Below are 17,083 nucleotides of genomic sequence, written 5' to 3'. Positions count from 1 at the left end.
ACCATGGCTGACCCAATCACGATTCAGGCTGACAAGCTCAGCAAGTGCTATCGGGTGTTCTCTTCACCAAGAGCCCGCCTGGCACAAGGGCTGTGGAGAGGAACACGCACATTTTATGAACCCTTCTGGGCACTCAACGATGTGAGCTTTGAGCTGGAAGCAGGCCAGACCATGGGCATGGTGGGCCGTAACGGATCCGGCAAGAGCACCCTGCTGCAACTGCTCTGCGGAACGCTCACCCCCACCAGCGGCTCGGTGACGATCGAAGGGCGTGTGGCGGCGTTGCTGGAACTGGGCAGCGGTTTCAATCCCGAGTTCACCGGACTGGAAAACGTCTATTTAAATGCTGCTCTGCTGGGTCTCAGCAAGGAGGAGACCGACTCGAATCTGGATTCGATTCTCGCCTTCGCCGACATCGGCGACTTCGTGAACCAGCCCGTGAAGACTTACTCCAGCGGCATGGCCCTGCGGCTGGCGTTTGCGGTTCAGGCCAACATTGAGCCCGACGTGCTCGTGGTGGATGAAGCACTGGCCGTTGGCGATGAATTCTTCCAACGCAAATGCTTCAAGCATCTTCAAGCACTCAAAGCCAAAGGAACCTCCATCCTGCTGGTGACCCACAACTGCGGACAGATCCTGCAGCACTGTGACCAGGCCATGCTGCTCAACCGCGGGCAACTGGAGTTCATCGGTCGCCCCAAAAGCATCACCACGATTTATCAACGCCTCAACAACAGCAGCGAAGAAGGCTGGCGTACTCAGGCAGAAGCCCTTTTCAAACAACTCGAAGCCAACGAAGATCGTCCTGACCCCGCCCGTGAAGCAAAGCCTGGGGCAAAGCTGGATGCAGACGGCAGCGGCTACGACCCGAACTTGAAGCCGGAAAGCAGGATGGCCTATCCCAGCAGGGGGCTTCGGATCGAGGCCATGCAGGTCCTCGATCACGAGGGCAAACGCTGCAACGTGCTGCACCAGGGAGAGGGGTTCTGCGTGGCCCTCAGCTACCGCGCTGATGAAGCGGTGGAGAATGTGGAGCTGGCCTGCAGCATCACCGACAAATCCGGACAGTTGATCACTGGCCAGCGCTTCCCTGAACTGGGCAAGAGCCTTCCCCCGCTAAGCGCTGGTGCGAGCTTTTCCTGTCGCTTCAAATTCGATGGTTGCCTGCAACCTGGGCTGTATTTCCTCAATGCTGGAGCGTGGAACTGCCCGGAAAAAATATATTTGCATCGCATCGTGGATGGATGCGCTGTACGAATTTTGCTGCCACGCAACACCAGCTTCGGATTCGGACTGGTGGATCTGACCAGCAACACACCAGAGTTGATCCACACAGCATTGAGCGAGCAAAACCGCGCCATAGATTAATGATCGGATTTCCAGCCGGATGAGCGAGCCCTCCATTCACGATCTTTCCACGGATGCGACGGCTCTTTTGCGTCGGCACAACCTCCTGGGAGCTCTGATCCGCGCCGACGTGACCGCGACGGCGGTGGAATCGATTGCTTTGTCGCCGGACGAATGCGAACAGCTCTGGAGCGGTTATCTCAGCAAGCAGGCCATCAATAATGACGTTGAACTAATCCAACACCTGAAAACGCGAGGCTTATCAGCCGATGATCTGCATTGGCAACTGGAGTTGCCCGAGCGCGTGCGCCGTTACAGCCAGGAGCACTTTCAGCACAAAGCCGAAGCACGCTTTCTGGCCCGCAAAGAGCAGCTGGATCGCGTGGTGTACAGCCTTCTGCGCGTCAACGACGGTTTCCTGGCACGGGAGCTCTATCTACGCATCGCAGGATCAGAAGCCAACTTCGCTGACTTAGCTGCTGAGCACAGCCAGGGTCCAGAAGCCAAAACCAAGGGGATTGTGGGGCCGGTACCGATGCGACAGTCGCATCCTGCTCTCAGTGAACGGCTGCGGACAAGCCAACCAGGCCAGCTGCTGGAACCTTTCAACATCGAGCAGTGGTGGTTAGTGGCACGGCTGGAGCGCTATGAGGCAGCCCGCTTCGACGAAGCAACGGCACAACAGATGACCATGGAATTGTTCCAGGAGTGGATCAATGAAGAAGTTCTCTGTATGCTGGCTCGACTTTGATTGGCTAGCGGAAACGCAGCTGCATGACCGTTTCCGCAATCACCAACGCTCTTCAGCAAATTCCTGCGTTTGAGGGATGCTCTGAAGCAACGATCGAGCGCCTCAGCGAAAAAGGCAGCGTTGTGCGATTCGGGATCGGCCACGCCCTCAGTAGCAATGGCATCGTTTCAGACCGCGTGCTGCTGATTCTGAACGGTAAAGCTCGCTTGCTGGGTCAGCACAACGGCCAGCTCAACACCCTGGCGCTACTTGGACCGGGCAACCTTGTGGGTCTGCCCTCCCTCTTGCGGGCTGAGGGCTGCGAAGAAGTGAGCGCTTCAACAGCCCTAGAAGCATTGGCCTTGCCCGATGAGCTGATTGCAGAGATTTACAGCAACAACGCCAGCTTCCGCACTTGGTGCGACACCACCGTCTTCCCAGCTGAGCTGGCCAAGCTGGTTGAAACGTTGGTCGATCAAAGTGAACGCTCGCCTTACGGACTCCTTGATATTCTTCGGCACGTTCTACCGAAAGCTCGGGCCTTAGCCGGCTCAAACGAGGCGCTCAACAGCCTAGATCCTGATGATCAGCTGTTTGTAGGTAGTGCCAATACAGCGGCAGAGCTGAACAGCAGCCTTGATCCTCAAAACGAACTTCCGATCAGTCAGGGCCAGTTCAACCTGCGACTGCTGACGCTGCCTCGGCTAATAGTGGATCAGATTTTGGCCGGCCGCAGCGAGGACAACTCTTCCGAACCCGAGGACACGGCCAGCAAGGAGGTCGAAGACAACCCGCTCGCTCAATTGCAAGCTCGATCCAGCCTGGATCTCAGCGGCAAAGATCCTCGCGACTCCGTTTCTTTGATTCGAGGCGAAGGACCATTGCGAGAAAGCATGGCCTGTTTTCGAATGCTCGCACAGATCATGGCCCTGCCGTTCCGGCGCGACGCGTTGGAAAAAACCATTCGCGAATCACTCCGAAGAGGCAAACAACCGAGTTTGCCGATGATGGGCCAACTCGTGGCGGGAATGGGGCTACACGCCTCTGGCGCGAAAGTGCCGGCGTCACTGTGCACCCGCATGAATGTGCCCTGCTTGATCAACTGGAGTGATGGCTTCGGCGTTGTGGTGCGCAGCGATGCCAACGGTCTGCTGATGGCTCACCCCCGCCTCGGCTGGCTGGAACTCAGCCCTGAAGTGGTAGCTGAAGCTGCTCCTGAAGGCTTCGAAGTGATCCTGGTGGATCGCACCAGCGCCACACCCAACGCCAAGTTCAACTTCGGCTGGTTCTTGCCAGCCATTCAGCGCTACCGCTCCACCCTTTTGCTGGTGCTGGGTTCATCCTTTGTGGTCCAGTTGTTCACTCTGGCGAATCCCCTACTGATCCAGGTGATCATCGACAAAGTGATTGCCCAGCGCAGCCTCGACACCCTGCAGGTTCTGGGGATCGCTCTGGTGGCAGTAACCATTTTTGAAGGCCTGCTGGGCAGCCTGCGCACCTTCATGTTTGCGGACACCACCAACCGGATCGACATGCGCCTCGGTGCCGAGGTGATCGACCATCTATTGCGCCTGCCGGTGGGTTATTTCGATCGCCGCCCGGTGGGTGAATTGGGAACTCGAATTGCTGAGCTGGAGAAAATTCGCAACTTCCTCACTGGTGAAGCACTCACAACCGTTATTGATGCGGCTTTCTCGGTGATCTACATCGCCGTGATGGCCCTCTACAGCTGGGTGCTCACCTTGATCGCGCTGATTGTGGTGCCGATACAAGTCGCCATCACATTGATTGGTGCTCCCCTGTTCCGCAGGCAGTTCCGCCAATCGGCTGAGGAAAACGCTCGAACTCAATCTCACCTCGTAGAAGTGCTCACCGGCATCCAAACCGTGAAAGCCCAGAACGTGGAAATGGTGAGCCGCTGGAAGTGGCAAGAGCGCTATTCGAAGTACATCGATCGCACCTACGAAAAAACCATCACAGGCACGGCCCTGAGCCAAACCGGCCAGGTGCTTCAGAAGCTGTCTCAATTGATGGTGCTCTGGGTGGGAGCCAGCCTTGTTTTAGATGGTCAACTGACGCTGGGTCAGCTGATCGCGTTCCGAATCATCAGTGGTTACGTAACCCAGCCATTGCTGCGCCTTTCAACGATCTGGCAGCGCATTCAGGAGCTACGCGTGAGCTTTGAACGCCTCGCCGACATTGTGGACACTCCTGTTGAATCCACCGAACTCGATCAAGGCAAGATCCCACTGCCTCCGATCAGTGGAAGGGTGACATTTGAAGATCTTCAATTCCGTTTCGGCGCTGGCAAACCTCAAGTGCTCAAAAACATCAATCTCGACATCCCTACGGGAACATTTGTTGGTGTGGTGGGCCAGAGCGGTAGCGGTAAAAGCACATTGATGAAACTGCTGCCTCGCCTTTATTCGCCGGAAGAAGGCCGGATTCTTATCGACGGATACGACATCGACAAAGTGGAGCTGTATTCCCTGCGCAGGCAGATCGGCATCGTGCCTCAGGATCCGCTGCTGTTCTCTGGCAGCGTCAGCGCCAACATTGCACTCACTGATCCCAATGCCAGCGGCGAAGACATTGCCAAGGCTGCTCAGATTGCTTGCGCCCATGAATTCATCATGGAGCTGTCATCGGGCTACAGCACCGAACTGGGAGAGCGAGGAGCCAGTATCTCTGGAGGACAGCGTCAACGGTTGGCGATTGCTCGAACTCTGCTGGCCAATCCGAAGTTGCTGGTGATGGATGAGGCCACCAGTGCCCTCGACTACGACACCGAACGTAGGGTCTGCCAGAACTTGCGTGAGTCGCTTCAGGGGTGCTCGGTCTTTTTCGTGACCCACCGCCTGTCTACCGTTCGCAACGCTGACAAAATCGTGATGATGCACCAAGGCGCGATCGTTGAAGAGGGCACTCACGATGAACTGATGGCACTCAAAGGGCGTTACTACGCGCTGTTGCGCCAGCAGGAGGCAGGTTGAAATGATTAAATCTCAAAATCAAATCGGTAAACCAACCCCAAAGAACCCTGAGGCCGATCAAAAAAAGATCAAATCCAATCAATCCCTTAACCCGATCAAATCGGCCCAGGATGCTGTGGAGGGGTTTTTTAAAGAACGCGATACCGAAGGAGAAGCGATTCAGCAGTCGCCTCGTTGGATGCGGGCGACAACCTGGGGCTTAGTTGGAACTGCCGCATTCGCTGTGGGTTGGCTAGCGCTTGCAAAAACTGATGAAGTGGTCACGGTGAGCGGAAAGCTGGAGCCCTTGGGTTCGGTTCAGGAGATTCAGATGCCAGTGGGTGGAATCGCCTCAAAGATCCTGGTCAAAGACGGCGATGAGGTCAAGAAAGGTCAAGTCGTGATGAAACTGGACGCCGAAACCACCCAGCAACAACTTGATTCATTAAAGGAAAGCCAAAAACTAAAGACCAACCAGCTTTACCTCAAGCAAACAGAACTCAAGCAATCCCTCTTGCTAAACGACGAGGAAATCAGGACGCTCACGCGCAATCTCGAACTGATGAAAGAAGTGTTGAGTCGCTATGGAATGCTCAAAGAACAAGGCGCGACGGCCGAACTCCAATACCTTGAACAACTCAATAAGGTTGCTGAAACAGATGGAAGACTGAGACAAACACGAGTGGAGAGACTTCGTCAGAAGGCATCGTTGGGTCAACAAATCCAGCAACTCAAGGCTGAGCTCCAAGAGTTACAGGCTCGGATCACTGAAGCATCAGTGAATCTTCGCTACCAGCTCTTAAGATCACCAGTCGATGGAATCGTATTTGATCTCAAACCAAGGGGTGAAGGCTATGTGGCCCAGGGCACAGAAACCGTGATGAAAATCGTTCCTTACGACACCCTGGAAGCACGGGTTGAAATCCCCAGCAGCCAGATCGGCTTCGTCAAGCCGGGTATGGATGCAGATATGAGTATCGACTCCTTTCCTGCAACTGATTTCGGGGTTCTTGAAGGTGAAGTGAAAAGCATCGGATCAGACGCACTACCCCCCAGCCAACAAGACAATCGACCTGAATACCGCTACCCGGCAACCATCAAACTTGATCGCCAACAGCTAAAGCTTAAGGGCGGAGAACAACTGCCGCTTCAAGTAGGCATGAGCCTCACTTCCAACATCAAACTGCGTAAGGTCAGTTATTTACAGCTTCTTCTAGGCACATTTCAAGATAAAGTTGATTCACTGCGACAGTTATGAGAGATTCGCGACAAGACACTCGGCCAAGTGTCCAAATCAGTTGCAACACAATGCTTTTGCAAATAAAATCTTCCGGTAGCCCTTATCTTTGAAAGGCCTTGGCATACACAACTACAACCCTTTCGGGTAACGTCACTCTCACTGGCACATCCAGCGCTGATTCAATCACCAGCGCTGCTGCCAAAAAGCTTTCAGTCAGTTCTTACGAAGGACTCGATAATCTGACTCTGTCTGGAAGCGCAACATCTGGCACAGTTGGCATGGGAGGTGGAGTTGACACCGTCACCATCACAACCGGTGCTGCGTCCAAGCTGAATATCACTCTCGGCGATGCCGCTGACACCTTCACTTCAGCTCAAACTGACAGCAAAATAACCGTTGGTGGTCAAGGCGGAGCAGATAAGTTTGTCATCTCTGGCGCATCAACCGACTCTTATTACGCTGGTGGCCAAGGAAAGGATTCTTTCTACGCCACTTCCTCTGATGGTGGACAACTCGGAGCTAAATCCACCCTGGTTGGTGGCAGTGAAAATGACACCCTTGGTATAAGCTCCGACGGTATCAACGTTGGCGCCGCAGCTTTCATAAACGGTCAAGTTGGCGCAGACAAGATTTATGTGAATGCCGGTGCGACTGCCACGGTTCGTGGCGGTTCTGAAGCTGACACAATCAAGGTCACTGGCGGCAGTTCTGGTCAGTGGATGTACGGCGACAAAGGTGCTGACAAGCTCACTGGTGGCGCTGGCGCCGACACCATCCTTGGCGGCGGCGGAGCCGACGTGATCAGTGGTGGTGCTGGTACTGACTCAATGTCAGGTGGCGAAGGCACAGACGACTTCTTGCTGAAGGAGCTCGTCACTTCCGCTGACGTCGTTGCTAAAACGATCAAAGACTTCTCGGTCGCCGAAGCAGACCAATTCGGCAACTTCAGTCTTGCTGATCTGACAACTATTACTGGAAGCGGCGATGTAGGAGATCTTATTTCTGCAGGTTTGTCAACGACTTCTATTGCCGCAGGCGATTCAGCCTCAGTCACCAAAGTTTCTAGTGCCTATAACTTGGGAACTACAGGTACTGGAAACATCCTGACCTTGGACTCCAGCACTGCATTCACTGCAGCCACTGCAGCTGATGCGCTGGAAGCTGGTGGATCGCTGGAGTTAACAGTTAATGGAGCTGTTGCTGAAAATGACGGTTTCTTCGTCATCTACGACAACAACGTCGATACCACGATTGGTCTCGCTGCCTCTACGACAACGGTTTCCGACAATGGGACCTTTGGTGCTTCTACTGGCTTGGTGGTCAATACTTTGACTACGCTCAAAGGAATTTCTGACGCAAGCACAATCACTGCATCCAACATCTTGGATTTCATTGCCTGATCTGCTCTCTTAAATATTTATCCCCTCCAACAGGAGGGGATTTTTTTTGGCTAAAAATATTTTGAGTATAGATGTACTTTCTGAAATCAAGGATAAGCCTTTGCAATAGATCCTATTTTTATATTGTTCCAATGCTTAAGGCTTTCATTCCGATGACGCGTCTGTTTGTTCAAAACCACATACTTTTCTTTCTATATAAAAATAACCCTTAGGATGTCCAAGAAAAGCTCTTTCTGCGAAGACCTTGGCTTACACAACTACAACCCTTTCGGGTAACGTCACTCTCACTGGCACATCCAGCGCTGATTCAATCACCAGCGCTGCTGCCAAAAAGCTTTCAGTCAGTTCTTACGAAGGACTCGATAATCTGACTCTGTCTGGAAGCGCAACATCTGGCACGGTTGGCATGGGAGGTGGAGTTGACACCGTCACCATCACAACCGGTGCTGCGTCCAAGCTGAATATCACACTCGGCGATGCTGCTGACACCTTCACTTCAGCTCAAACTGACAGCAAAATAACCGTTGGTGGTCAAGGCGGAGCAGATAAGTTTGTCATCTCTGGCGCATCAACCGACTCTTATTACGCTGGTGGCCAAGGAAAGGATTCTTTCTACGCCACTTCCTCTGATGGTGGACAACTTGGAGCTAAATCCACCCTGGTTGGTGGCAGTGAAAATGACACCCTTGGTATAAGCTCCGACGGTATCAACGTTGGCGCCGCAGCTTTCATAAACGGTCAAGTTGGCGCAGACAAGATTTATGTGAATGCCGGTGCGACTGCCACGGTTCGTGGCGGTTCTGAAGCTGACACAATCAAGGTCACTGGCGGCAGTTCTGGTCAGTGGATGTACGGCGACAAAGGTGCTGACAAGCTCACTGGTGGCGCTGGCGCCGACACCATCCTTGGCGGCGGCGGAGCCGACGTGATCAGTGGTGGTGCTGGTACTGACTCAATGTCAGGTGGCGAAGGCACAGACGACTTCTTGCTGAAGGAGCTCGTCACTTCCGCTGACGTCGTTGCTAAAACGATCAAAGACTTCTCGGTCGCCGAAGCAGACCAATTCGGCAACTTCAGTCTTGCTGATCTGACAACTATTACTGGAAGCGGCGATGTAGGAGATCTTATTTCTGCAGGTTTGTCAACGACTTCTATTGCCGCAGGCGATTCAGCCTCAGTCACCAAAGTTTCTAGTACCTATAACTTGGGAACTACAGGTACTGGAAACATCCTGACCTTGGACTCCAGCACTGCATTCACTGCAGGCACTGCAGCTGATGCGCTGGAAGCTGGTGGATCGCTGGAGTTAACAGTTAATGGAGCTGTTGCTGAAAATGACGGTTTCTTCGTCATCTACGACAACAACGTCGATACCACGATTGGTCTCGCTGCCTCTACGACAACGGTTTCCGACAATGGGACCTTTGGTGCTTCTGCTGGCTTGGTGATCAATACTTTGACTACGCTCAAAGGAATTTCTGACGCAAGCACAATCACTGCATCCAACATCTTGGATTTCATTGCCTGATCTGCTCTCTTAAATATTTATCCCCTCCAACAGGAGGGGATTTTTTTTGGCTAAAAATATTTTGAGCATAGATGTACTTTCTGAAATCAAGGATAAGCCTTTGCAATAGATCCTATTTTTATATTGTTCCAATGCTTAAGGCTTTCATTCCGATGACGCGTCTTAGTACAATTATAAATTGCAGCCAATTCAAAGACGGCTGAAACACAACTGATCTGATGTGCAAACTCACTAAATTCAAGAAAAATTTATGCTGATTTCAGATCGCTTCATCTGGCTGCACCTGCCAAAAACCGGTGGTACAAGCACAGCAAGGTTGTTCAGAGATTTAGACATTCCTCTTATCACCGTGGATCCAGATCAATCAGATACAAAGCACGAGTCAATCGAAAATCGCTTGAATAGCCTTCAATATGAAGAAGCCAGAGAAACCATTATCACAACACGGCAACTGGCCAGCTGGCTGTTAAGCGATTGGCACCACAAAACAAAAAAGATGGGTCTAACCCTTCCATTTGATCCAGTAAAAAGTGGTTTGTTCTATTCTCTACGTCTTGGAGGAACTTGGGTCGCTGCAGATTATTGGATTCACTATTTTAAAGCCACATCTTGCAGTCGCGTAGTGCGACTGGAACATTTAGAAAAAGATAGCAACCGCTTAGTACTACCTTTATTGCCCCAAGGGACCAAACCTCTTAAATTTCCATCGGTTAATACTAACAATTATAGCCATAAGATTGAAAAATATTTTGGGAGAAATGATTTAAAGCGAATTCATCAGAACAACCCCGCCTGGTCATCCTGGGAAAACAAAATCTACGGATCCATAAGCAGTATCAATCAATTAGCCCGATTTAAAGCAAAGCTCAGTAATTTAAATAAGCTGAATTAGCGACCTCCCGCTTTCAGAACAGTTTTAATCGTACGGAACAAAATCACCAGATCCAGCCAAGTGCCGAAGTGTCGCAGGTAATAAAGGTCATAAGAGAGTTTTAAATCAGAGTCTTCCACGCTGCTGGCATAGGGCGCACAAACTTGAGCCCAACCACTTAACCCCGGTCGCATCCAGTGGCGTTTTCGATAATGAGGAATTTGCTGCTCAAGGTTCTGCTCAAGTTCCGGGCGCTCAGGCCTTGGACCGATCAAGCTCATCTCACCCTTGAGCACGTTGAGCAGCTGCGGTAATTCATCAATTCGAAACCGCCTCAATAATCCACCCACTGCCGTAATCCTCTGGTCACCTGGCGTGGTCCAAATTGCCGGCGCATCGCTGGGCTGCACCCTCATGGTGCGCAGCTTCAGCACCCAAAATGGTCTCCCCAGCCAGCCACTGCGCTGCTGCGCATAAACAATCGGGCCGCGATCATCAAGCCAAATCAAAAGGGCTGCCGCCAGCACAAACGGCGCGGTGATCAACAACAACGCTCCCGCCACAAATAGATCTGCTAATCGTTTGAGCTGTGCTTGCACGCTGAATGTGGCAGCCCAAGGGAGGTCGTCGTAAGACAGACCCTCTTCAGAAATGAATGCAGAGGGCAAACGCTCTTGCTGCTGTTCAAACAAGCTGATCACCGACACCACCCGAAGCTGCCGGGGATCACTGACCTCAGAACGATCCAACAACGGACGCAGCTCAGGGGTCTGTCGCAAAGCCGGTGTGATGCAAACAAGCAGCGGCTCTTGAGAGTGCTGGATAAGTTCCATCAAGGCCTGAGGTTGGATCGATCTCAACCTTTGGCGCCCTGGAACCCGTTTCCAAGCCCGCATGATCAAGTTAACTTCTTCAGGCTTGGCAAGAAGCAACAAGCGAGCTTCGGCTGACAACAATCCGCGCCGCAGCGCAAGCCTCACGGAGAACGCCCAGACGCTGACGCCTGCCATCCAAAGCAGCTGAACCCGTCGATGCACCAGCCAAAACTCATCACCTGGGTTGAACAACCAGCGAGCAATAGCCACCACCATCAGGGTTACAAACGCTGTCAGCAACAAACGCTGCAGCAGCACAACCATTGGCAAGCGACGCCAGCGCAACACCGTGTAGCTGCCAAACAACCAGCCCAGGGCTGGATACAGCAACAGCATGAACAACAGCCAGCCACCCTGATTGACCAGAGCGACGTCACCTATTGGTAAGCCAGTCAGGGCTGGGGACAGAACAACCAGAGAAAGGATCAGCAGCTGCCCGACACCGTCCAACAGCAAGGCACGCAACAACAGCGACCGGTGATCAGGCATTCCGTTCAGCGAGGCTTTGGCTTGCGTTGCATCAAGCTAAACCTCAGGCGACAGTGCTCCGCTGCGTTTCAGGCGGTGAGGGCTGGAACATGAACATCGAGTAGATCACGTTGCGCCGCATGTTGGTCATCATGTCCAGGAACATGTCGTAGCCCTCGTTCTTGTATTCGATCAAGGGATCCTTCTGTCCGTAGCCGCGCAGACCCACCGACTCGCGCAGGCCATCCATGGCTTGCAGATGTTCACGCCAGAGCGTATCGATCTGCTGAAGGATGAAGAAACGCTCGGCTTCGCGCATCAGGCCAGGCCTTTGCTGTTCGATCTGCCCCTCCTTGAGGTCATAAGCGTTGCGCAGTTGTTCCTGCATGAAGGCTTTGAGCTCCTCCATCGACAGCCCCTGCAACTGCTCGGGCTTGAGATCCTCAAGCAGGTACACAAACTCCTGAACCTTGCTCACCAGCTGAGCCACATCCCATTCCTCTGGGGGCAGGTCTGGATTCACATAGGCCTCCACGATCTCGTTCATGGTGCGCTCGCCGTAGCCGACCACCTGCTTCTTGAGTTCACGCCCATCGATTACACGACGCCGCTCGGAGTAAACCGCCTTGCGCTGATTGTTCATTACCTCGTCGTACTCGAACACCTGCTTACGGATGTCGTAGTAATAGGTCTCCACTTTTTTCTGGGCCCCCTCCAAAGAGCGGGTGAGCATGCCGGATTCGATCGGCATGTCTTCTTCAACGCGGAATGCATTCATCAGCCCGGCCACCCGCTCACCACCGAAGATGCGCAGCAGGTTGTCTCCTAGAGACAGGAAGAAGCGGGTCGAACCAGGGTCGCCCTGACGTCCGGCGCGCCCACGCAACTGGTTGTCCACTCGGCGCGACTCGTGGCGCTCGGTACCTATCACATGCAGGCCACCGGTCTCTCTGACCCGGCCCTCCTCCTGCTTCACCACCTCGTCGTATTCGCCTTTCACCATGGCGATGGCGGCACGCAAAGCTGCAATCTGGGCATCGTCTGTGGGCGCCTTCTCAGCCGCCGTCGCGATGCGATCTTCCAGTTCGATCACCGTGAGAGCACGGTCGCCCCATTCTTTGACCAGATCCCTGGCCAGCTCAGCTAGAGCCTGATCCGTGCTGTCAGTGAGCTGACAGGGATAGAGGCTGCCGATGGCTTTGGCTTCACTGGGTGCACTGCCATGGGGCCCGGAAGCTGGAGCGGCCTTGGCCGCAAAACCATCCCCACCATCCGTGCTGCGCTGCAGCGGCACCGGCGGGCGATGTCCCTCTTCCGGACGAACTAAACGGGGCAGCAACACCTCCCGCAACTTCAGGCGGGCCATGTAATCACTGTTGCCTCCAAGAATAATGTCGGTACCGCGGCCGGCCATGTTGGTGGCGATGGTGACGGCGCCTGAACGGCCAGCCTGAGCCACGATCTCAGCCTCCCGCTCCACGTTTTCCGGCTTGGCGTTGAGCAGGTTGTGGGGGATGTTCTGTTCAGCCAGCAATGAGCTGAGCAACTCGCTCTTTTCCACGCTGGTGGTCCCCACCAACACCGGCCGTCCCTGCTGGTGCACCTCAGCAGTCTCCAGGGCGACCGCACGCCACTTGGCTTCTTCTGTCTTGTAGACCTGATCCACCCAGTCCTGACGAGCGCGCACCCGGTTGGTGGGCACGATCGTGGTTTCCAGCTTGTAAGTCTTCTCGAATTCGGTTTCCTCGGTCTTGGCCGTACCGGTCATGCCTGCCAGGCGCGGATAGAGCAAGAAGAAATTCTGGTAGGTGATCGACGCCAGAGTCTGCGTTTCAGGCTGGATCTGCAGCTCTTCCTTGGCTTCAATCGCCTGATGTTGTCCATCACTCCAACGGCGACCGGGCATCACCCGACCGGTGAACTCATCCACGATCACGGCTTCACCATCGCGAACGATGTAATTCACATCACGGGTGAACAGTTCCTTGGCCTTGAGAGCATTGGTGATGTAGTGAGCCCAGGGATCCTGAGGGTCGTAAAGATCATTCACGCCCGTCATCTGCTCGGCCTTGGCAAAGCCTTCATCGGTGAGTGTGCAGCTGCGCTGCTTCTCATCCACCTCGTAATCGCCCTCTGGATCAATACCGTCTTTGCCCATTTCAGCTGCACGCTCCAAGGTGGTCGCCACCTCGGCAGCCTTCTGATATTTCTCCTGTGGACGTTCTACCTGACCAGAAATAATCAGAGGCGTACGGGCTTCATCGATCAGAATTGAATCGACCTCATCGATCACGCAATACTGAAACTGGCGTTGAACAACTTCAACGATATCTGCCGCCATGTTGTCGCGCAGATAATCAAAACCGAGCTCTGAATTGGTGGCATAAGTGATATCGCAGCCATAATTAATGCGGCGCTCTGCAGGAGCCATATCCTGCTGAATCAATCCCACTGAAAGGCCCAGGAAACGGTGCACCTGGCCCATCCATTCGGCATCGCGACGGGCCAAATAATCATTCACGGTCACCACGTGAACGCCACGGCCCGTTAAAGCGTTCAAATAGCTGGGCAAGGTGGCCACCAGCGTTTTGCCCTCACCGGTTTTCATCTCACCGATTTGGCCCTCGTGCAGGACCATCCCACCAATCAACTGCACATCGAAATGGCGCATGCCCAGCACCCGCTTGGCGGCTTCGCGCACCACGGCGAAGGCCTCGGGCAGGATCTCATCAAGGATGGGGCGTTGATTCTCAAGGCTTCCCGCCTCAGCCAAACGCTCTTGAAACGCAACCGTTTTGGCGCGTAGTTCGTCATCAGTGAGCGGAGCAATCTCCTCCTCCAGCAGATTGATATCGGAAACAATCGGCTGATAACGCTTCAGCTTGCGGGCATTGGGGTCACCCAGCAGGAGCTTGAGCATGGTGTTGACTACTACCCTCGAGCCCGAAAGCCTACCGGGGTCTGGGAACAAGTCATGGGGTTGCTCCAGCTTTGGAGCTGATTCAGCCAGATGTTCCGGCAGAACAGCTGCTCGTAGCGAACGCGTGCCTGCACGCCGAGATGGCGCAGCAGAACCGGATCATCAGCAAGCTTCTGAAGCACCAACGGCAAATCCTCTGGCGTCTGCGACCAGTCGAGATCAGCCAACTGACAGACCCAACCCATGCCCGATCGCCAACGCTGAAAGGCCAGTGCAGGCAGACCGGCAGCCATCGCCTCGAGCTGAACGATGCCGAACGCCTCATTGGAACTCTCCGAGGGCAAGACCAGTAGATCCGCCGCCAGCAGCTGGCTCAATTTGTCGGCCTCCGATAAGCGGCCATGGAATCGCACCTCACCATTGGGGCGCGATGCCGTGAGCTGATCACTAAGCGCCTCAAAGTCTGCCCGCCGCGGCCCATCGCCGACCACATCTAGCGACCAGGAGCTCTCAACACTCGCCAGGCCCTGCAACAACCAATCCAGTCGTTTGTAGCTGCCAAGGCGGCCGATGAACAGCACCCGCAATTCAGGGTTGGCTTGCGTCTGGGGCGATGAACGCGTCGCCACCAAGGCCGCAGCTTCCTGGTCATGGCTGAGGCAGCAGGGCAGCACCGCAACCCGTTCAGACCGGCAACCGCATCGCACCAATTCCGCTTTCAGTGAGGGTGAGGTGGTGAGTACCCCGGAGAGCCAAGACACAACCCTCAGCGCCAACCACTGGTAGATGCCGAAAAAGCGTCCCTTGAATCCTGAAGCCGGTTCGAAAAAAAAGTGCCAGTGGGCCGTGACACGACGCTGAGGGCGGAGCAAACGGGCGAGCAACAACACCAACAGCACCCCGATGGAGGGCAGATGGCCATGTAGAGGCTGGCGCGAGCGCAACAACGACCACAAGCCAGCCGACGGCAGCGGTAAGACCAGACGCCCCAGTGCAGGAGTCCGCGCCAGCCGCCTGCGCAGGTAACGGGCAGGGATGGCGTCCTGTTCGCGCAGGCTGCTGCCCTGCGCATCAAGGCTCCAGACCGCCCCGCCCCAGACCATCGCCAACTCATGAGCCACCCGTTCCACGCCGCCATAGCCCGGTGGCCACTCGCGCAACAACTGTTGGATGGGATGAGGCCGCTGTTCACCAGGCACTGACGTCATGACCTCGGTGCTTCAAAGCCTTGGAACACCTGAATTTTGTTGCACACAGCAAGTGAAGACACAGGGAGACGGATGATGAGGCCTGCATCAAATGACCATGGCCCGCATCCATCTGGTTGAACATGCACCAGGAGCCCCAGGCCTGCGCCTGATGGGGATGGGGCCAAACCTACGCCCGACGCGCGGTCTGCTCAAACTACGGCTGTTACTGAATAAACACGCCTTCTGGGCCCAGGGGCGCAGCCGTCAACAACTGCGTGAAATGCTCAAAGGCAGCCAGGTGGTGGTCAGCCTCTGGCGCGGCAAGCGCATGGTGGGCTTCGGCCGAGCCAGCAGCGATGGGATCTACAGGGCCGTGCTCTGGGATGTGGTGGTAGCTGGCGACCTTCAGGGTCGTGGGCTTGGGCGGCGCGTTGTTGAAGCGCTGCTGGCTTCACCAAAACTGCGCGACGTGGAACGGGTGTATCTGATGACCACCAACAGCAACGGGTTTTATGAACAAACGGGGTTCAACACTGTTCCCTCTCAGCAGCTGCTGATCCGAAAACAATGATTCGATAAGCGGATGAAGAGATTCGAACTCTCGACCCTCTCCTTGGCAAGGAGATGCTCTACCACTGAGCTACATCCGCAGGACAGCCGGTGAAAATCACCTGGTGACCCGGGCAGCATGCACCACGAAGGGGCCGTTGGTCAATCCACCGTTTAAGCCGCTGGCAATGCCTTCGCAAGGGAACCCATTTCCAGGGCCTGCAGGGCATAGCTCCATCCCAAATTGCTCTTGATCCCTGCCCGCTCGAGCGCCTGTTGCATGGTGTCGGTTGTGAGCACACCGAAGATCACAGGCACACCTGTGTCTCGAGACACGCTGGCAATCCCCTTGCTGGCCTCAGCCACCACTACATCGAAATGGGGGGTGTCGCCGCGAATCACAGCCCCAAGAGTGATCACCACCTGATAGCGACCGCTACGAGCCAGCTGCTGAGCCACCAGGGGCAACTCAAAAGACCCCGGCACCCAAGCCGTATCGAGCTGAGTGCTGTCGGCACTGGTATCGATCCCATGGCGTCCGAGACAGTCCAGGCAACCGCTCAACAACTTGGCCGTCACTAGATCGTTGAATCGAGCAACAACAACGGCGATGCGCAAGCCCTGCACATCGGTGAACCGTCCTTCAAAGGTGGCCATGACGCCTTGATCCGTTCAGTCCATGTTCACACTCGGCCGGCGTGAACTGGAAAAAAAAGATGCTCTCCGGCCTGGCTTCAGACCACGAAGAAGCTCATGCCCCAGTTCACCAGCACCAAGGCCACCCAGGCAATGCCACCCAGCAAAATCAAGCGGTTGGAGCGGCCGCTGTCTTCATTCGAGGCGTAAAGAACGGGCACAGCCACGATCAACGCAAAGGACATCACCACCAGTGCCAGAACGGTGAGGGTGTTAAGGATCTGCATGGTGAATCGGTCGACGCCAGGTCGTTCACGGGGATTCTCACATGTGGGGGAGAGTCGTCTCCGTCGTCGT

General features: G+C 54.7%; 13 protein-coding genes and 1 tRNA gene. 8 read left to right on the top strand and 6 right to left on the bottom strand.

The annotated features are described in order from the left end of the window. Positions 1-3: 3 nt before the first annotated feature. From SynBIOSU31_RS00480 to SynBIOSU31_RS00450, 7 genes are all read left to right on the top strand, one after another. A complete protein-coding gene (locus tag SynBIOSU31_RS00480; RefSeq protein ID WP_186491282.1) occupies positions 4-1,368 on the top strand; it encodes an ABC transporter ATP-binding protein in 1,365 nt (454 codons plus the stop codon). Positions 1,369-1,387: 19 nt separating this feature from the next. Then, the gene (locus SynBIOSU31_RS00475; RefSeq protein ID WP_186491280.1) at positions 1,388-2,098 is read left to right on the top strand and encodes a peptidylprolyl isomerase; all 711 of its coding nucleotides are present in this window, start codon (positions 1,388-1,390) and stop codon (positions 2,096-2,098) included. Positions 2,099-2,121: 23 nt separating this feature from the next. Next, a complete protein-coding gene (locus tag SynBIOSU31_RS00470; RefSeq protein WP_186491278.1) occupies positions 2,122-5,070 on the top strand; it encodes a peptidase domain-containing ABC transporter in 2,949 nt (982 codons plus the stop codon). A gap of 286 nt (positions 5,071-5,356) precedes the next feature. Next, complete coding sequence (locus SynBIOSU31_RS00465; RefSeq protein ID WP_441351416.1) at positions 5,357-6,307, top strand: HlyD family secretion protein; 951 nt, start codon at positions 5,357-5,359, stop codon at positions 6,305-6,307. Positions 6,308-6,405: 98 nt separating this feature from the next. Next, on the top strand, positions 6,406-7,689 hold the full coding sequence (locus SynBIOSU31_RS00460) for a beta strand repeat-containing protein (protein WP_186491275.1): 1,284 nt from the start codon (positions 6,406-6,408) through the stop codon (positions 7,687-7,689). Between the two features lie 244 nt (positions 7,690-7,933). Continuing rightward, the gene (locus SynBIOSU31_RS00455) at positions 7,934-9,217 is read left to right on the top strand and encodes a beta strand repeat-containing protein (protein ID WP_186491274.1); all 1,284 of its coding nucleotides are present in this window, start codon (positions 7,934-7,936) and stop codon (positions 9,215-9,217) included. A gap of 250 nt (positions 9,218-9,467) precedes the next feature. Next, on the top strand, positions 9,468-10,109 hold the full coding sequence (locus SynBIOSU31_RS00450) for a hypothetical protein (RefSeq protein WP_186491273.1): 642 nt from the start codon (positions 9,468-9,470) through the stop codon (positions 10,107-10,109). Here SynBIOSU31_RS00450 and SynBIOSU31_RS00445 read toward each other — a convergent pair. The 3 genes from SynBIOSU31_RS00445 to SynBIOSU31_RS00435 are packed head-to-tail and all read right to left on the bottom strand — an operon-like array spanning position 10,106 to position 15,559. Next, a complete protein-coding gene (locus SynBIOSU31_RS00445) occupies positions 10,106-11,452 on the bottom strand; it encodes a sugar transferase (RefSeq protein ID WP_186491272.1) in 1,347 nt (448 codons plus the stop codon). The two genes, SynBIOSU31_RS00450 and SynBIOSU31_RS00445, sit on opposite strands and share 4 nt — an antisense overlap. A gap of 43 nt (positions 11,453-11,495) precedes the next feature. Beyond that, a complete protein-coding gene (secA, locus tag SynBIOSU31_RS00440; RefSeq protein ID WP_186491271.1) occupies positions 11,496-14,351 on the bottom strand; it encodes a preprotein translocase subunit SecA in 2,856 nt (951 codons plus the stop codon). An 11-nt stretch (positions 14,352-14,362) separates the two neighbouring features. Continuing rightward, positions 14,363-15,559: a glycosyltransferase family 4 protein gene (locus SynBIOSU31_RS00435; protein WP_186491270.1), complete on the bottom strand. Its 1,197-nt coding sequence runs from the start codon at positions 15,557-15,559 to the stop codon at positions 14,363-14,365. A 97-nt stretch (positions 15,560-15,656) separates the two neighbouring features. Here SynBIOSU31_RS00435 and SynBIOSU31_RS00430 point away from each other — a divergent pair, with 97 nt between their 5' ends. Next, positions 15,657-16,112, top strand: coding sequence for a GNAT family N-acetyltransferase (locus SynBIOSU31_RS00430; RefSeq protein ID WP_186492739.1), 456 nt, complete (start codon positions 15,657-15,659; stop codon positions 16,110-16,112). Positions 16,113-16,119: 7 nt separating this feature from the next. On the opposite strand, the gene SynBIOSU31_RS00425 is transcribed toward SynBIOSU31_RS00430, so the two are convergent. The 3 genes from SynBIOSU31_RS00425 to psbZ form a co-directional block, all read right to left on the bottom strand. After that, a tRNA-Gly gene (locus SynBIOSU31_RS00425) sits at positions 16,120-16,191 on the bottom strand. A gap of 73 nt (positions 16,192-16,264) precedes the next feature. After that, on the bottom strand, positions 16,265-16,747 hold the full coding sequence (gene ribH / locus SynBIOSU31_RS00420; RefSeq protein ID WP_186491269.1) for a 6,7-dimethyl-8-ribityllumazine synthase: 483 nt from the start codon (positions 16,745-16,747) through the stop codon (positions 16,265-16,267). Between the two features lie 77 nt (positions 16,748-16,824). Beyond that, a complete protein-coding gene (gene psbZ, locus SynBIOSU31_RS00415) occupies positions 16,825-17,013 on the bottom strand; it encodes a photosystem II reaction center protein PsbZ (RefSeq protein WP_011932021.1) in 189 nt (62 codons plus the stop codon). Between the last annotated feature and the right edge of the window lie 70 nt (positions 17,014-17,083).

It is taken from the genome of Synechococcus sp. BIOS-U3-1 (assembly GCF_014279975.1).
Classification (GTDB): Bacteria; Cyanobacteriota; Cyanobacteriia; order PCC-6307; family Cyanobiaceae; genus Synechococcus_C.
Note: the sequence above shows the minus strand (reverse complement) of the source record. Positions and strands in the feature narration are given on the sequence as shown.

Excerpts from the sequence above, each read along its gene's own strand:
- SynBIOSU31_RS00480 (WP_186491282.1), top strand. The coding sequence starts at position 4 with ATGGCTGACCCAATCACGATTCAGGCTGACAAGCTCAGCAAGTGCTAT.
- SynBIOSU31_RS00430 (WP_186492739.1), top strand. The coding sequence starts at position 15,657 with ATGGCCCGCATCCATCTGGTTGAACATGCACCAGGAGCCCCAGGCCTG.
- SynBIOSU31_RS00445 (WP_186491272.1), bottom strand. The coding sequence starts at position 11,452 with ATGCCTGATCACCGGTCGCTGTTGTTGCGTGCCTTGCTGTTGGACGGT.
- SynBIOSU31_RS00450 (WP_186491273.1), top strand. The coding sequence starts at position 9,468 with ATGCTGATTTCAGATCGCTTCATCTGGCTGCACCTGCCAAAAACCGGT.
- ribH (WP_186491269.1), bottom strand. The coding sequence starts at position 16,747 with ATGGCCACCTTTGAAGGACGGTTCACCGATGTGCAGGGCTTGCGCATC.
- SynBIOSU31_RS00475 (WP_186491280.1), top strand. The coding sequence starts at position 1,388 with ATGAGCGAGCCCTCCATTCACGATCTTTCCACGGATGCGACGGCTCTT.
- SynBIOSU31_RS00435 (WP_186491270.1), bottom strand. The coding sequence starts at position 15,559 with ATGACGTCAGTGCCTGGTGAACAGCGGCCTCATCCCATCCAACAGTTG.
- SynBIOSU31_RS00470 (WP_186491278.1), top strand. The coding sequence starts at position 2,122 with ATGACCGTTTCCGCAATCACCAACGCTCTTCAGCAAATTCCTGCGTTT.
- psbZ (WP_011932021.1), bottom strand. The coding sequence starts at position 17,013 with ATGCAGATCCTTAACACCCTCACCGTTCTGGCACTGGTGGTGATGTCC.
- secA (WP_186491271.1), bottom strand. The coding sequence starts at position 14,351 with ATGCTCAAGCTCCTGCTGGGTGACCCCAATGCCCGCAAGCTGAAGCGT.